This window comes from Streptomyces sp. CNT360 (assembly GCF_000424785.1).
This window is the reverse complement of the sequence record NZ_AUKO01000034.1, coordinates 53157-68522: the sequence shown is the minus strand read 5'-3', so window position 1 is coordinate 68522 and position 15366 is coordinate 53157. Positions and strand designations below refer to the sequence as shown.

Here is a 15366-nt window from a genome sequence, read left to right as displayed (position 1 = left end):
GGTGACGGCCGCCGCCTGGGCAGCCGCCTGACGGCATCCTGACGCCGGTACCTGACACCTTCTGCCAGGTACCGGCGAGCCGTTTTCCGCCAGGTACCGGCGGGCCGCCCGCGTCGCCCGGCGGCGAGAATGTGCGCCATGCGCGCCGACCGGCTCCTGTCCCTGCTCCTGCTCCTGCAGAACCGCGGCCGCATGACGGCGCCCGCGCTCGCCGCCGCCCTCGACGTCTGCGTCCGCACCGTCTACCGCGACATCGACGCGCTCGCCGCCTCCGGCGTGCCCGTCTACGCCGACCGCGGCCCCGCCGGGGGCTACCGCCTCATGGACGGCTACCGCACCCGGCTCACCGGGCTGACCGGCACCGAGGCCGGCTCCCTCTTCCTGTCCGGCCTGCCGGGCGCCGCCGAGGAGCTGGGCATCGGCGCCGTCCTGACCACCGCCCAGCTCAAGGTCCGCGCCGCGCTGCCCGCCGGCCTCGCCGAGCACAGCCGACGCGTGCAGGACCGCTTCCACCTCGACGCCCCCGGCTGGTTCCGGGACGCCGACCCGGTGCCCCGCCTGCCGCAGGTCGCACGCGCCGTGTGGGAGCAGCGCGTGCTGCGGGTGCGCTACCGGCGCTGGCGGGGCGAGGTGCAGCGCGAACTGCGCCCGCTGGGCATCGTGCTGAAGGCCGGCATCTGGTACGCCGTCGCCCAGGCCGACGGCGCCGTCCGCACCTACCGCCTCTCCCGGTTCGAGGACGTCGTCGAGTGCGGCGGGACCTTCGAGCGCCCCACCGGGTTCGACCTGGCCGCCTACTGGGACGCCGCGACCAGCCGCCTGGAGTCGTGGCTGCGTCAGGACGCCGCCCGGGTACGCCTCTCCCCGCAGGCCCAGCGGCTGCTCCCCGCCAGGTTCGGCGCCCCGGGCGTACGCGCCCTCGACCGGGCGGGCCCACCCGACGAAGCCGGCTGGGTGGAGACCGACCTGGACGTCGAGTCCCAGCCGGTCGCCGTCGGCGATCTGCTCAGTCTGGGCGCGGAGGCCGAGGTCCTGGGCCCGCCTGCGCTGCGCACCGCCATGACCGAGGCGGTCACCGCACTCGCGGGGCGCTACGCCGAGTGAGCCGCCGCCCGGCGCGGGCCCGCAGGGGCGCAGGCGGGGCGGCGGAGGGCGCACCGCCCCGCCACGTTGCGGTCCCTGACTGATGCGTCAGTCAGGGACCGCAACGAAGGCGAATGGCGCGCACTTTTGCGGACGGAGCACCACAAAGCGGGTACCCGTGCATTGCGGTTATCTCAACGTGGCCGTACGGTGGCGGGCATGCGGCACACAGCGGGCGACAGGATCGAGGACAGCGCGGGCGAGGTCGCCGAGCGGGTCCGGAAGGTCGTCGAGGCCGCCGGGTGCACCCAACGGGAGTTCGCCCGGCGGATCGTCATGGACCCCTCCAAGCTGTCGCGCTCCCTGGGCGGTACCCGCCGGTTCACCGTCGCGGAGCTGGCGCGGATCGCCGACGCGGGCGAGGTCGACGCCGGCTGGCTGCTCGGGTCCGGTGGCGGTGCCGCCCCGGACATGCGGGCGGCGGCCGGCCCTGTCGGGCCCTTCCCCGGCGGGAGCGGCCCCGCCCTGTCGTCCCCCGCGGGGGTCCGTGCCCCCGCCCCGAGCGCCGCACCGTCTTCCGCCGCGCAGCGGGAGCCCGTACTCCCCTCAGCGGGGCGACCGCTGCAGATCGTGCGGGAGACGGTGCGGTTGATCGCCGAGCACGGGTTCCACGCCGTGCGGGTCGCGGACATCGCGGCCGCCTGCGACACCAGCACCGCCGCGATCCACTACCACTTCCCCGGCCGAGCCGAACTGCTGGAGGCGGCGGTGCGGTGGTGCATGGACGAGGACACCGCCAGCCGTGCGGAGCGGATCGCCCAGGCGGGCGCCGAGGACGCCGCCGCCGAACTGCGCGGCCTCCTCGACCTGCAGACCCCCCGCACCGAGCAGCAGCGCCGTCAGTGGCTGGTGTGGCTGGACCTGTGGGCCGAGGCGGCGCGTTCGACCGCCATCGGCCGCCTGCACGTGGACTACTACCGGCAGTGGCGCAGCACCGTCGCCGACGTCATCCGGCGCGGTGCCGCCCAGGGCGTCTTCCGCGACGTCGCACCGGAGCCCGCCGCACTGCGGTTGACCGCCCTCATCGACGGACTGGCCTCGCAGGTGCTGGCCAGCGCCGTCGGCGCGGAGGACGGAACCGGCCCCGACGACATGTACGCGGCGCTGCTCGCCCACGTCCGCACGGAGCTGTCGGTAACCCCCTCCGCGAGGCCCTGACCCTCTCGTCCGCGGGCCGCACCGCCTGCCCGTCGCCCTCTGTCCCGACCCGAACCGACCGTCCGTCCAGCCGTCCTGCATCCATCCACCGTCCCTACGGAGGTATCGCCATGCCCGTCACCGAGAACGTCATCATCACGTGCGCCCTCACCGGCGCCGGGGACACGGTGGGGCGCAGCCCGCACGTGCCCGTCACGCCCGAGCAGATAGCCGCCTCCGCGGTGGAGGCGGCACAGGCGGGCGCGGCCGTCGTCCACATCCACGTCCGCGACCCGGAGACCGGCAAGCCGTCCCGCGAGCGGCACCTCTACCGCGAGGTGCTCGAACGCGTGAAGGAGACGGGCGTCGACGTCGTCATCAACCTGACCGCCGGGATGGGCGGCGACCTGGTGCTCGACGCCGACCAGCCGCTGGAGAAGGGCGCGCTGGACGGCACCGACCTGGTCGGCGGCCTCGACCGGCTCCCGCACGTCGAGGACCTGCTTCCCGACATCTGCACCCTGGACTGCGGCTCCCTCAACTTCGGCGACCAGCTCTACATCTCCACCACGGAGATGCTGCGCAAGGGCGCGCGGCGCATCCAGGAGCTCGGCGTACGGCCCGAGCTGGAGATCTTCGACACCGGTCAGCTGTGGTTCGCCAAGCAGCTTCTGGACGAGGGGCTGCTGGACCAGCCGACCCTCTTCCAGCTGTGCATGGGCATCCCGTGGGGCGCGCCGGCCGACCCGGGGGTGCTCCAGTCGATGGTCAACTTCCTGCCCCAGGGCGCGCAGTGGGCCTCGTTCGCGCTGGGCCGCATGCAGATGCCGTGGGTGGCGCAGTCGATGCTGCTCGGCGGCAACGTGCGGGTCGGCCTGGAGGACAACCTGTACCTGGCGCGGGGCGTGAAGGCGACCAACGGCCAGCTCGTCGAGCGGGCCGTCAAGATCGTGGAGTCCCTCGGCGCGACGGTGGCCACCCCCGACGAGGCCCGCTCCCGCCTCGGGCTCAAGCCCCGCGCCTGACACCCGCCCTCCCGCCGAGGCTGCCGCCGTTTCGGCGGACCCTCCCCGCCCCGCATGCGCGCGACCACGCACCCGCGCGCCCACGCACTCGTCACGCCACACAAGGAGCCCTCTCGTCATGACCACCGCACCACCCCCCGCCCCCGCCGACGTCAGCCGCATCGCCTGCATCGGCGCGGGCGTCATCGGCGGCGGCTGGGTCGCCCACTTCCTGGCCCGCGGCTACGACGTGACCGCCTGGGACCCGGCACCCGACGCGGAGCACAAGCTGCGCCGCCTGGTGGACGCGGCCTGGCCGGCCCTCACCCGGCTCGGGCTCGCCGAAGGGGCGTCCCGGGACCGGCTCACCGTCTCCGACAGCCTCGAAGCGGCCTGTGCCGGGGCCGAGTTCGTGCAGGAGAGCGCGCCGGAGAACCTTCAGCTGAAGCGGGATCTGCTGGCGCAACTGGATGCCGCCACTCCGGCCGGGGTGGTGATCGCCTCCTCCACGTCCGGGTACCCGATGACGGACATGCAGACGGAGGCGGGCGACCCGGGCCGGCTGCTGGTGGGGCACCCGTTCAATCCGCCGTACCTGATCCCGCTGGTGGAGGTGGTGGGCGGCGAGGCCACCACCCCGGAGGCCGTCGAGTGGGCTTCGCAGTTCTACGAGGTGGCGGGCAAGTCGGTGATCACCATGCAGCGTGAGGTGCCCGGCTTCATCGCCAACCGCCTCCAGGAGGCGCTGTGGCGGGAGGCGCTGCACATGGTGGCCAACGGGGAGGCCACGGTGAAGGAGATCGACGACTCGATCACCGAGGGTCCCGGGCTGCGCTGGGCCTTCATGGGGCCGTGTCTGACGTTCGCGCTGGCGGGCGGCGAAGGCGGAATGGGCCACATGCTCGACCACTTCGGCCCGTCGCTGAAGTCGCCGTGGACCCGTCTTGAGGCACCGGAGCTGGACACCGCGCTGCGCGACGCCATGGTGGAGGGCTGCGAGGAGGCCGCCGAGGGCCGCACCATCGCGGACCTGGTCGCCGAGCGGGACCAGGGCGTCATCGACGTGCTGCGCGCCACCGGCCGGCTGCCGAAGGGGGCCGCGGAGTGACCGCGGAAACCGACGCCGACACGGCACAGGCCGAGGCGCTGCCCCTCTTCCGGCAGACGGTCCGCCCGGAGTGGATCGACTACAACGGCCATATGAGCGAGGCCTTCTACGTCCTCGTCTTCGGCCACGCGACGGACGCCCTGATGGACGCCGTCGGTCTCGGTCCGGGCTACCGGGAGCGCACCGGCTGCTCGCTGTACACCGTCGAGGCGCATGTGCGGTACCTGGCGGAGGTCGACGAGGGCACCCCGCTCACCCTGCGCACGCGCGTCCTGGGAGTGGACGGCAAGAAGCTGCGGTTCGCGCACGAGATGTACGCCGGCGAGGAGGGCGCCCCGCAGACGGCCGCCACGAGCGAGCTGTTCGCGCTGCACGTCGGCGGTGAGGGCAGCGCCCCCTTCCCGGAGCCGGTCCGCGAGCGGCTGACCGCCCTGCTGGAGGAGCCGCCCGCGTGGGCGGGCCGCGCCATCTCACCGGTACCGCGCCCCGCTTGAGGGCGGCCCGGCGCCCGGGGTACGACCGCTGAAGGCCCGTACCCCGGGCGGCGCCCCGCAGGGTGACGACCAGGGGTCATGTTGACGTTCCGGGGGCGGCGCTTCCAGAATGACCTCATGGTCGCGCACTCCACCTCCCCGCTCGGGCGCCTCGGCGTCCCCTGGCGGCGTGGGTGCGAGCGATCCGGTCTCTAGCCGGGGTCCGGCTCCGTGAGGAAGCCGTGGAACTCCCCCGCCCGTTGGGCGACCCCCTCGACCGGATCCTGCTGGAGGACCCTTCATGAGCATCACCACGCCTGGTACCGCCACGCCCGCTCCCACCACTCTCCGTGACGCCCGCGTTCCGGAGGGCGGCCTCTACGAGGGGGTCCGCGAGCTGCGGCCCTTCCCGGAGGGCTGGCAGGAGCGGCCCTACGAACTGATCGAGGTCGTCCCGCAGACGCGCGTCATCGGCGCGGAGATCCGCGGTGCCGACCTGACCCGCCCGCTGAGCCCCGCGCTGCGCGAGGAGCTGAACCGCGCCCTGCTGGAGTGGAAGGTCCTCTTCTTCCGCGGCGCGAACCTGACGCCGCAGCAGCAGGCCGGCTTCGCCCGCCACTGGGGCGAGCTGGAGACCAACCCGCTGCTGGCACGGGGCTCCAGCGACGAGATCGTCCGCTTCGAGAAGGCCGCCGACCAGGGCGCCACGCGCCCCACCTACGAGAACGTCTGGCACACCGACGTCACCTTCCGCGAGCGGCCCGCCATGGGCGCGGTGCTCCAGCTCCGCGAGGTGCCGCCGATCGGCGGGCACACCATGTGGGCGGACATGGCCGCCGCGTACGACAACCTGCCGCCGCGGGTGCGTGAGCGCATCGACGGCGCCACCGCGATGCACGACTTCATCCCCGGCTTCGCACGCTTCACCTCCGCCGAGAAGCTGGCCGAGCTCCAGGCGGAGTTCCCGCCGGTCGAGCACCCGGTCGTGCGTACCCACCCGGAGACGGGGCGCAAGATGCTGTTCGTCAACACGTCCTTCACCACGCACATCGTGGGCATGGACCGCGACGAGAGCGACCGGCTGCTGGGCGAGCTGGTGCGCCAGGCGCATGTGCCCGAGTACCAGGTGCGGTTCGCCTGGCAGCCGGGTGACATCGCCTTCTGGGACAACCGCGCCACCCAGCACTACGCCCTCTTCGACTACATGGGGCACCGGCGCGTCGCCGAGCGGGTCGCCGTCGTCGGCGACCGCCCGTTCTGACGGTCCCCCTCCCGGCCCCGCCCCCGCCGGCCGCACTCTCCTGATCCGCCACCTGCGCCGCCGCCCGGCCAAGGATCCCTCTTCCGGGCCGTGGCGCGCAGCGCCGACGCGTCAGTACCGTCGTACGGTCGGCGCGGCGGACTGGGAGAGGCACATGGAGTCGTTCCGTACGGCGGCGGCACGCGGGCAGGCCGGGGCACCCGGCCGCTTCCGGGTGCCGTTCGCGGCCCGGGTGCCCTCCCGGTTGCGGGTCCCTTCCCGGGTACGCCGCCGGGGGGTGGCCGCGGTGGTGGCGCTCCTCGTGGCGGTACCGGGGCTGTCGAGCACGGCCGGGTCCGCGTACGGGGAAGCCCCCGCGCAGGGACGCCCCTCCGGTGGCCCCGGCACGGTGCTCGGCGTCGAGCCGACCGTCTTCCGCTCCGCGCCGGGCGTCTCCACCGACACCTCCGCATGGCGCGTCACCTACCGCTCCACCGGTGCCGAAGGGCGGCCCGACGTCGTCTCCGGCACGGTCGTCGTCCCGCACGACGACCGCCGCGGTCCGCGCCCCCTCATCACCTACGCGGTGGGCACCGTCGGCATGGGCGACCGGTGCGCGCCCTCGGCGGGGTTCCCCGACGGGACGACCGCCGAGGCGCCGCTGGTCGGTGCGGCGCTGGAGCGCGGGTACGCGGTGGCCGTCACCGACTACCAGGGACTGGGCACCCCCGGGGACCACACCTACACGGTGGCCCGCGCCGAGGCCACCGCCATGCTGGACGCGGCCCGCGCGGCACGGCGACTGCCCGGCGCCCACGAGCGCGGCGTCGGCCTCGACTCGCCGGTCGGCATCATGGGCTACTCGCAGGGCGGCCAGGCCGCTGCCGAGGCCGCCGAGATCGCCGCCTCGTACGCGCCCCGGCTGAAGGTCAGGGGCACCGCGGCCGGCGGCGTCCCCACGGACCTGGCCGAGACGTTGCAGTCCGGCGACGGGGGCCCCGGCGCCGGCTTCGTGCTGATGTCGCTCCTCGGGCACGACGCCGCCTTCCCGCGGCTGCACCTGCGCGGCTACCTCACGCCACAGGGGCGGCGGTTGGCGTCGCTGACCCGCGACGCCTGCGTGAGCGAGATCCTCGACGCGGCCCGCGGCCGGACGCTCGCGGAGCTGACCGACCCGAACCCGCTCGACGGGCCCGGGTGGCGCCGCGCCATCGCCGCCGACGCGCTCGGTACCCGGGCCCCCTCGGCGCCGGCCTTCGTCTACCACGGTGAGGCCGACGAGATCATCCCGCACGCGCAGGGCGAGCGCCTCCGGGCGGGCTGGTGTTCCCGTGGCACCGCCGTGCTGTTCCGGTCCTTCCCCCGCCGCGACCACGTCGGCGCCGCCGCCGCGGGCAACAGGCCGGCACTGGACTGGCTCACCGCACGCTTCGCCGGCAGTGAGCCACCGGACAACTGCCCGGGCTAGACCGGCTGCCCGCTCCCCGCCGCCCGCTGACCGCCGCCCGCCGCGGACGGACCGGTTTCCGCCCTCAGCCCACCGCCTTCCTGACGAGCGCGCTGATGCGCTCCTCGTCGGCTGCGGTCAGCTCCGTGAGCGCGAAGGCGGTCGGCCACACCGTGCCGTCGTCGAGCGCGGCCTGGTCGCTGACACCGAGCGTGGCGCACCGCGTCTTGCACTTCTGTGCCCCCTGGAAGTGGCACAGGACCTTGCGGCCTCGGGCATACGCGGGCATCCCGTACCAGAGCCTGGGCGCCGGCTGGGGAGCGGCGGCCAGGACGAGGGCGTGCACCCGCTCGGCCAGGACCCGGTCCGCCCCGGGCATCTCGGCGATCTCCGGGAGCACGTCCTGCTCGGCCGCCGCCTTCTCCCTCCGGGACGCCCCGCGCCGCCCCGCCGCCCTCTTCTGCTCCTGTTCTGCTCCTGCGCGTGCTCCTTCATCGCGGCCCGCTCCTCGGCCGTGAATCCGGTGCCGGTCCGTGCAGACGACTTGCTGTCCGCCATGGCGGCCCCCTCCAGCGTGGTGGCCATGTCCAGCACGCTATGCGCCGCTCGGCGGCCGGCGGGGCCGGCAGGATGCACGTGTCGGGCTGCCCGGCCGGGCCGACCGTGATCCAGCGCATCCTGCCCTGCCCGACGTCGCTGCGGACCTCGAAGCCGAGGACGTCGCGGTAGGAGGCGAGCGACGCGTCCGGGTCGTCGTGCGGCAGGGCGCTCGTGTGAAGCGTGAGGTCCATGCCGAGCAGATCAGAGGCGGCCCCGGGCCCGGGCTTCTCGGTTCCTGACCGGTCCTGCCACGGCGAGGGCCCGATCGGGCGGCAGGGGTCGCCGTCTCATCCCTGGAGCAGGGTCTTGCCCAGCACCTCGCGGGACTCGATCGCGGCGTGCGCCTGCGCCGCGTCCGCCAGCGGGAAGGTCTGGCCCACCACGGGGGTCAGCTCCCCCGCCGGGACCTGCGAGAGCGCACGTCGAAGGAGGGGCTCGGCCTCTTCCGGGGAGAGCTGGACCTGTTCGATGCCGGCCAGGGTCACCCCTCGGGCGGCGGCTGCCTGGGAGGTGATGCCGGTGAAGGCACCACCGGGTGCCCCGTGCGCGGAGAAGCGGGCGCCGCGCGCGGTCAGCCCGAAGGCCTCGCGGCCCGGCGTCCCGCCCGCACCGTCGAGCACCAGGTCGACACCGCGCGGGCCGGCCGCCGCACGTACCCGCTCCGTCCAGCCCGGTTCCGTGTAGTCGACGGCCAGGTCGGCACCCAGTTCCTCGCGGATCAGCGTCAGTTTCCGGGCGCCGCGCGCCGCGGCCGCCACCCGCGCGCCGGCCACCTTGGCCAACTGCACCAGCAGCGCCCCGAGGCCGCCGGCCGCGGCCAGCACGAGCACCCAGGCGCCGGGCCGCAGCGCGCCCGCGCCGACCGCGTTGTCGAAGAGCCGCACGGCGGTGGGGCCGTCGTGCGCCAGCGCGGTGGCCTGCGCCAGGTCCACGCCCTGCGGGACGGCGCTCACCGCCTGGATCCGGGTGAGGGCACGCTCGGCGTAGCCGCCGCCGGTGGGCGCACCGGCGGCGGGAACGGTCCTGGCGACGACCTGGCGGCCGCGCCAGGCGGCGGCCACGTCCGGGCCGAGTGCGCTGATCCGCCCGCCGACCGCGCCGCCCGGCACGTACGGCAGCGACGGCGTGAAGAAGCCCTCGCCGCGTCTCACCTGGGTCTCCAGGAAGAGCACGTCGGCCCACGCCACATCGACGACGGCCTGCCCCGGGCCGGGGACGGGGTCGGGCAGTTCGGCCGCCCGCAGGACGTCGGGGCCGCCGAACCGCTCCATCTGCGTGACACGCATCGTGACCACTCCTTCTCCTCCGTACCGGACGGGAAGGAGTCTTCAACGTGAACCGAGGTCGAAGTCAATCGGCCGCGGGACTGCGCACCTCGTCCCGGATGCCGTCGACGCGGTCCGCCCACTTCTGCAGGTCCACGTCGTCCGGGTCGACCGAGTAGGTGGCCAGGCTGTCGTCGGCGACGTACGCGGCGGTGCCCGGGTCGCTCCAGGCGCACACGGGTACCGTCAGCTTGCGGCCCGCCTGCGACTTGACCAGGACCTCGCAGGTCAGCGGGTCGTCGGAGCCGGCGGGCGTGAAGTCGCGCCGCTTGACGGCGACCTTCATCTGCCCGGACTCCATACCGTCCATCATCTGGTCCTTGGCGCCCTCCGGATCGCCGTTGTCCTCGCCGGTGGCCGCGCCGTAGAGCAGGCGCGCGGTGTCGGCGGAGTTGGCGTACGAGCCCAGGTGGGCCTTCTGGCCCGGGGCGCCGGGGTCGACCGAGTCGCTCAGGTCGTCCTTGAGCGTGTACGTGCCGTTCTCCAGTGTCTTGGGGAACGCCAGCTCGTACGTGGTGTCCGACTCGGTCGGACTCGGCGACGGCTCCTCGGCGTCCTCGGAGGGGTCGGCGTCGTCGGCGGGCTTCTCGGAGTGCCCGTGCTGCGCCTTGTCGTGCGGGTCGTCGTCGCCGGACAGCGCCAGCATCGTCCCGGCGACCGCGAGCGCCACGACGAGCACCGCGCCCGCCACGATGGCGACGATCTTGTTGCTCCGGTTCGGCGGGTTCGGCGGGGGACCGCCGTACGGGCCGGGGAACCCGGGCTGCCCGAAGCCGCCCTGGCCCCCCGCCGGCGGGCCGTAGGCGGCAGGCGGCTGCCCCCACCCTGCGCCCTGCTGCCCAGGACCGGCGGGCGGCTGCCCGAACCCGCCGCCCGACTGCCCGGGACCTGCGGGCGGTTGCCCGGGGCCGGTGGGCGGCTGCTGTCCGGGCCCGCCGCCCGCCGGTCCGAAACCTCCGGCGGGGGGCGGGCCGAAGCCCCCGCCGGCGGGGGGCTGTTGCGGCGGCTGCGGGGGTGTCGTCATGCCGTTCCTCCCGACGTGAGGGAGGCGTACCGTGCCCGTCCCCCGACTCGTCCTGCCTGGTGCTTCGTCTACCCGGTACCACCGTGTACGGTACCGCCGCCCGGCCGGGACATGACGAACGGGTGACCGAGCGGACCTTGCCGCCTCAGCCTCCGTAGAGCCGGTCGATCTCGGCGGCGAAGTCGCGGACGATCGCGGCGCGGCGCAGCTTCATCGACGGCGTCAGATGTCCGCTCTCCTCGGTGAAGTCCCGGGGCAGCACCACGAAGCGGCGGATGGACTCGGCCCGCGAGACCTGCGAGTTGGCCTCGTCCACGGCCTGCTGGAGGTTGCGCAGCAACGTCTCGTCCCCGGCCAGCTCGGCCGCGCTCAGGTGTTCCTTCTTGTGCATCCGCTGCCAGTGCGCGAGCCCGTCCGGCTCCAGCGTCACCAACGCCGCGACGTAGGGCCGGTTGTCGCCGACCACCAGGCACTGGCTGATCAGCGGGTGCGCCCGCAGCCAGTCCTCCAGCGGTGCGGGCGCCAGGTTCTTGCCGCCCGAGGTGATGATGAGGTCCTTCTTCCGCCCCGTGATGCTCAGGTAGCCCCCCGAGTCGAGCGCCCCCAGGTCACCGGTGGGCATCCACCCGTCGGCGTCCAGGTGCGGGACGGCCGTCTCGGTACGCGCGTCCCAGTAGCCGCGGAAGACGTGCTCGCCCTTGATGAGCACCTCGCCGTCGTCCGCGATGCGCAGCGCGGTGCCCGGCACCGGCCAGCCGACGGTGCCCAGGCGGGGCTTGAGCGGCGGGGTCGCGGTCGTCGCCGCGGTCGTCTCCGTCAGCCCGTATCCCTCGTAGACGGTCACGCCCGCGCCCTCGAAGAACGCGGCGAGCCGGTGGCCCAGCGGGGACCCGCCGCAGATGACGTAGCGGCAGCGGCCGCCCAGGGCCGCCCGTATTCGCCGGTAGATCAGCGCGTCGTACAGTCCGCGCGCCGCCCGCAGCCCGAACCCGGGCCCCTCGCCGAAGCCGTGCTCGGCCGCCTCCACCGCCTCCCCGTACCGCTGGGCGATGCGGGCGCCCCGGTCGAAGGAGGAGGCCCTGCCCATCTTCTCCGCCGTCGCCCGGCCCGTGTTGTAGACCTTCTCCAAGACGTACGGAATGCCCAGCAGGAACGTCGGCCGGAAGCCCGCCAGGTCCGCCAGCAGTTCCTCGGTCCTGATGCTCGGCGCGTGCCCGAGCCGCACCCTGGCCCGCAGACAGCCGATCGCCACCATCCGCCCGAACACATGGGACAGCGGCAGGAACAGCAGCGTCGACGGCTCCACCGAGGTCACCGACCTGAAGACCGGGTGCAGCAGCTCGATCGCGTTGTCCACCTCCGCGAAGAAGTTGCCGTGCGTGAGCACGCACCCCTTCGGCGGCCCCGTGGTGCCCGAGGTGTAGATGAGGGTCGCCACCGACTGCGGGGACACCTGCCGGCGCCGCTCGGTCACCAGCGCGTCCGGCACCCGGCGCCCCGCGTCCACCACGTGACCGACCGCGCCCGAGGTGAACTGCCACAGGTTCTCCAGGGCGGGGAGGTTGCCGCGCTCCGCGCTCAGCAGCCGGGTCTGGTCGACGTCCTCGACGAAGCAGGCACGGGCCCGCGAGTCCTGGAGGATGTGGCGGGCCTGCGAGGCGGACGACGTCGGGTAGACCGGCACCGTGATCAGGCCCGCGGCCCACGCGGCGAAGTCCGTGAGCGTCCACTCGTACGTCGTACGGGCCATGATGGCGACCCGGTCGCCGGGTTGCAGGCCCAGCGCGATCAGGCCCTTCGCCATCGCGAGGACCTCCGCCGCGAAGTCGGCGGCCGACATCTCCTCCCAACCGCCGTCGGGCCGCTTGCGGCTGAGGGCCGCCTGGCGCGGGGCCTCGGCGGCGTTGGTGAACGGGATGTCCGCGAGGGACCCGCTGGTCACCCTGGGGGCCAGCGGCTCCACCGTGACCTCGCGGACCCTGCCGTCCCCGTCCACGGTGGTACGGGGCGGCATGAGGGTGGGCTGCGGGGTGGTGGTCATTCGACGGCTCCTTCGTCGTCCTGGAGGGCGAACTGGGGCTGTGCCTACGCGCGCTCGAAAACGGCGGTCCCCACCCGGCGGCGCGGTGGCATGGGGCGGTGCGCCGGCGGTGGCGGTGGGTCCCGTCCTCGACCAGACTTCTGACCTGAAAGTAACCTTACTCACTGGTTAACTTACCGTGAGCAGAAGGAGTTGGGGAATGGCCGATCGCTACCTTCGTTGGACCCGCACAGGACCGGGCCGTCTCCTCACGCGCCGACTCGGCCTCCCCAGGCCCGAGCCCCTGCACCGCTGGTCCGCGGAGCGTCCCGTACTGGAGGGCGGCCCGCTGCTGCACCTGAGCGCCACGCCCCGGGCCTCTTCCCCGGGAGAGGCCGAACGCGGGTGCGACGAGACGGAACTGCGCGCGGTGCTCGGCGGCTGCGGCCTGCCCGTGGTGCGCGAGCGCACCGAGGGGCCCGGCCGGCTCGCCGCCGTCCTCCTCGATGCCACGGGCGTCACCACGGTGGGAGAACTCACCGGCGTGCACGCCGCGTTGCACCCGCTCGTCCGCTCGCTCGCCCCCTGCGGGCGCGTGGTGCTGCTCGGTGCCCGCCCCTCGGCCGACGACCCTCACCAGGCCGCTGCCCAGCAGGCGTTGGAGGGCTTCGTCCGCTCGCTGGGCAAGGAGTTGGGCAGGGGCAGGACCGCCACCCTGGTCCGGTTGGCCCCGCGGGCGACGGTGACGGATGCCGGCTCGACGCTGCGGTTCCTCTTCTCCCCGCGGTCGGCGTTCGTGAGCGGGCAGGTGATCGAGGTGGCGAGGGACTACACGGCCGCAGCCCCGCAGAGGGACGCCACCCACCCGGCCCTCCTCGGAAACGGCGCCCCCACCCCTGCCCCGGAGGGCGACTCCCCCACGGCCGCCGCGAGGCACGGCTCACCCACATCCGCCGAGGACCGCACCGCAAGATCCGCCCCGGAGGACGGCGCCACCACCGGCGTTCCGACGAAGGATTCCCCCACGTCCGGCCCGGAGAACCGCGCCACCAAGCCCGCCACGCAGGACCGCGCCACCACCGGCATCCCGAAGAACGGCTCCCCCACATCCGCCCCCGAGGACCGCGCCACCACATCCGCTCCCGAGGACCGCGCCGCCGCGGGCGGCGCCTCGCGGCGGGTCGCCCTGGTGACCGGTGCCGCCCGCGGGATCGGTGAACAGATCGCGGAACGGCTCGCACGCGAGGGCACCCACGTCGTCTGCCTCGACGTCCCGCAGGCCGGCGAGGACCTGACCCGCGTCGCGGACCGGCTGGCGGGCACCGCGCTCCCCCTGGACATCACCGCCGACGACGCGGGCCCCCGCATCGTCGAGGCGCTGCCCGAGGGGCGGCTCGACGTTCTCGTCCACAACGCGGGCATCACCCGCGACCGCAGGTTCGCCAACATGGCCGCCGACCGCTTCGCCGCCGTCCTGGAGGTCAACCTCGCGAGCGTGCTGCGCACCACCGACCACCTCCTGGCGTCGGGCGCGCTGCGCGGTGGACGCGTGGTGGCCACCGCCTCGATCGCGGGCATCGCCGGGAACGCCGGGCAGACCAACTACGCGGCTTCCAAGGCCGGTGTCCTCGGCCTCGTCCGCGCGCTCGCCCCGCGCGCCGCCGCCGAGCACGGGACGACGGTGAACGCCGTGGCCCCCGGTTTCATCGAGACGAGGATGACTGCCGCCGTGCCCTTTCTCGTCCGCGAGGCCGGGCGCCGGATGAACTCCCTCTCCCAGGGCGGGCTGCCCGTCGATGTCGCCGAGACCGTCGCCTGGCTGGCCGAACCCGCCAGCGGGGGCGTCAACGGTCAGACCGTCCGCGTCTGCGGCCAGTCCCTGCTCGGCGCCTGACCCCGGCCCCGCCCGACCACACCCCCGATCCGCCCCCTCCCGGAGCTGCCATGACGACCTCCCTGGTGCTGCACCAGTTCAAGGGCGCCCTCACCTCGGCCCTCAAACGGGGCCCGTACGCGCAGGCCCCCCTGCCCGCCGCCGCGCTGGCCGCCCCGCCCACCACCCCGGACCCGCGCCGCGTGCGCCGCTACGCACAGGTGTGCGGGTACGACCCGGAGGCGACCACCCTGCCGCCCACCTACCCGCACCTCATGGCGTTCCCCCTCACGCTTGCGCTGATGGCCCGGCGCGACTTCCCCTTCCCGCTCCTCGGACTCGTCCACACCCGCATCGAGCTTTCGCAGCATCGACCGCTCACCCTCGACGGCGCGCTGCGGCTGACCGTACGCGCCGAGGGGCCGCACCCCCACCGCAAGGGAACGGCGTTCGGCCTGGTCACCGAGGCGGAGCAGGACGGGGAGACCGTCTGGCACTCCCGCAGCACCTACCTGTGCCGGCACCGCACCACCGCCCCCGGGACCGGTCCGGAGAACACATCGCGGGAGCAGACCCGCCCGGGCCCTCCCCTGCCCGCCGTCGCCACCTGGCGGCTCCCCGGCGCGCTGGGCCGCCGTTACGCCTCCGTCTCGGGCGACCGCAACCCCATCCACCTCCACCCGCTCACGGCCCGCGCCTTCGGCTTCCCCCGTGCCATCGCCCACGGCATGTGGACCTTCGCCCGCTGCCTGGCCGCACACGAGACGGCGGACCTCAGCACCGCGGAGGCCGACTTCAAGGCGCCGGTACTCCTGCCGGCGGAGGTCACCTACGCCGCCGATCCCGCAACCGGCGCCTTCGCCCTCCGCGGGGCGGGCGAGGAGGAGAAGCTCCATCTGACCGGTCTCGTCCGCCGAACCGCCGGTCCAGGCCCTCACCCGTTCGGCGCCACCGGAGGGGCAGGGTGACGGA

Annotated in this window: 12 protein-coding genes and 2 pseudogenes; 9 read left to right on the top strand and 5 right to left on the bottom strand. The window is 74.4% G+C overall.

The annotated features are described in order from the left end of the window. Nucleotides 1–138 precede the first annotated feature (138 nt). The 7 genes from H297_RS0124655 to H297_RS0124625 all read left to right on the top strand — a co-directional run bounded on the left by H297_RS0124655 (nucleotide 139) and on the right by H297_RS0124625 (nucleotide 7573). On the top strand, nucleotides 139–1104 hold the full coding sequence (locus tag H297_RS0124655) for a WYL domain-containing protein (protein ID WP_027739242.1): 966 nt from the start codon (nucleotides 139–141) through the stop codon (nucleotides 1102–1104). Between the two features lie 198 nt (nucleotides 1105–1302). Then, complete coding sequence (locus tag H297_RS0124650) at nucleotides 1303–2301, top strand: TetR/AcrR family transcriptional regulator (protein WP_027739241.1); 999 nt, start codon at nucleotides 1303–1305, stop codon at nucleotides 2299–2301. 110 nt (nucleotides 2302–2411) lie between these two features. After that, nucleotides 2412–3305: a beta-keto acid cleavage family enzyme gene (locus H297_RS0124645; protein WP_027739240.1), complete on the top strand. Its 894-nt coding sequence runs from the start codon at nucleotides 2412–2414 to the stop codon at nucleotides 3303–3305. Nucleotides 3306–3423: 118 nt separating this feature from the next. Continuing rightward, a complete protein-coding gene (locus tag H297_RS0124640; RefSeq protein WP_027739239.1) occupies nucleotides 3424–4392 on the top strand; it encodes a 3-hydroxyacyl-CoA dehydrogenase NAD-binding domain-containing protein in 969 nt (322 codons plus the stop codon). Next, a complete protein-coding gene (locus H297_RS0124635; RefSeq protein ID WP_037795335.1) occupies nucleotides 4389–4886 on the top strand; it encodes a thioesterase family protein in 498 nt (165 codons plus the stop codon). The genes H297_RS0124640 and H297_RS0124635 overlap by 4 nt, the downstream gene beginning before the upstream one ends. A 280-nt stretch (nucleotides 4887–5166) precedes the next feature. Continuing rightward, nucleotides 5167–6126: a TauD/TfdA family dioxygenase gene (locus tag H297_RS0124630; RefSeq protein WP_027739237.1), complete on the top strand. Its 960-nt coding sequence runs from the start codon at nucleotides 5167–5169 to the stop codon at nucleotides 6124–6126. A gap of 154 nt (nucleotides 6127–6280) precedes the next feature. Then, complete coding sequence (locus H297_RS0124625; RefSeq protein WP_078514558.1) at nucleotides 6281–7573, top strand: lipase family protein; 1293 nt, start codon at nucleotides 6281–6283, stop codon at nucleotides 7571–7573. Nucleotides 7574–7637: 64 nt separating this feature from the next. Here H297_RS0124625 and H297_RS38175 read toward each other — a convergent pair. The 5 genes and pseudogenes from H297_RS38175 to H297_RS0124605 form a co-directional block, all read right to left on the bottom strand. Then, nucleotides 7638–8110: pseudogene (locus H297_RS38175) on the bottom strand (iron chaperone). Between the two features lie 47 nt (nucleotides 8111–8157). Next, nucleotides 8158–8343: pseudogene (locus tag H297_RS42060) on the bottom strand (VOC family protein); the annotation flags it as partial. Nucleotides 8344–8439: 96 nt separating this feature from the next. Continuing rightward, the gene (locus tag H297_RS0124615) at nucleotides 8440–9438 is read right to left on the bottom strand and encodes a zinc-binding dehydrogenase (protein WP_027739235.1); all 999 of its coding nucleotides are present in this window, start codon (nucleotides 9436–9438) and stop codon (nucleotides 8440–8442) included. A gap of 64 nt (nucleotides 9439–9502) precedes the next feature. After that, nucleotides 9503–10501, bottom strand: a complete 999-nt coding sequence (locus H297_RS0124610) for a hypothetical protein (protein ID WP_027739234.1) — start codon at nucleotides 10499–10501, stop codon at nucleotides 9503–9505. Nucleotides 10502–10646: 145 nt separating this feature from the next. Further along, a complete protein-coding gene (locus H297_RS0124605) occupies nucleotides 10647–12542 on the bottom strand; it encodes an AMP-dependent synthetase/ligase (protein ID WP_027739233.1) in 1896 nt (631 codons plus the stop codon). A 199-nt stretch (nucleotides 12543–12741) separates the two neighbouring features. On the opposite strand from H297_RS0124605, the gene H297_RS44550 reads away from it, so the two are divergent. After that, nucleotides 12742–14415, top strand: a complete 1674-nt coding sequence (locus H297_RS44550) for an SDR family oxidoreductase (protein ID WP_027739232.1) — start codon at nucleotides 12742–12744, stop codon at nucleotides 14413–14415. A gap of 50 nt (nucleotides 14416–14465) precedes the next feature. Continuing rightward, complete coding sequence (locus H297_RS38170) at nucleotides 14466–15362, top strand: MaoC/PaaZ C-terminal domain-containing protein (RefSeq protein WP_051352147.1); 897 nt, start codon at nucleotides 14466–14468, stop codon at nucleotides 15360–15362. Nucleotides 15363–15366 lie beyond the last annotated feature (4 nt).

Bases quoted from the DNA above. Each gene is read 5' to 3' on its own strand.
- H297_RS0124655 (WP_027739242.1), top strand. From the start codon at position 139: ATGCGCGCCGACCGGCTCCTGTCCCTGCTCCTGCTCCTGCAGAACCGC.
- H297_RS0124650 (WP_027739241.1), top strand. From the start codon at position 1,303: ATGCGGCACACAGCGGGCGACAGGATCGAGGACAGCGCGGGCGAGGTC.
- H297_RS0124645 (WP_027739240.1), top strand. From the start codon at position 2,412: ATGCCCGTCACCGAGAACGTCATCATCACGTGCGCCCTCACCGGCGCC.
- H297_RS0124640 (WP_027739239.1), top strand. From the start codon at position 3,424: ATGACCACCGCACCACCCCCCGCCCCCGCCGACGTCAGCCGCATCGCC.
- H297_RS0124630 (WP_027739237.1), top strand. From the start codon at position 5,167: ATGAGCATCACCACGCCTGGTACCGCCACGCCCGCTCCCACCACTCTC.
- H297_RS0124625 (WP_078514558.1), top strand. From the start codon at position 6,281: ATGGAGTCGTTCCGTACGGCGGCGGCACGCGGGCAGGCCGGGGCACCC.
- H297_RS0124615 (WP_027739235.1), bottom strand. From the start codon at position 9,438: ATGCGTGTCACGCAGATGGAGCGGTTCGGCGGCCCCGACGTCCTGCGG.
- H297_RS0124610 (WP_027739234.1), bottom strand. From the start codon at position 10,501: ATGACGACACCCCCGCAGCCGCCGCAACAGCCCCCCGCCGGCGGGGGC.
- H297_RS0124605 (WP_027739233.1), bottom strand. From the start codon at position 12,542: ATGACCACCACCCCGCAGCCCACCCTCATGCCGCCCCGTACCACCGTG.
- H297_RS44550 (WP_027739232.1), top strand. From the start codon at position 12,742: ATGGCCGATCGCTACCTTCGTTGGACCCGCACAGGACCGGGCCGTCTC.
- H297_RS38170 (WP_051352147.1), top strand. From the start codon at position 14,466: ATGACGACCTCCCTGGTGCTGCACCAGTTCAAGGGCGCCCTCACCTCG.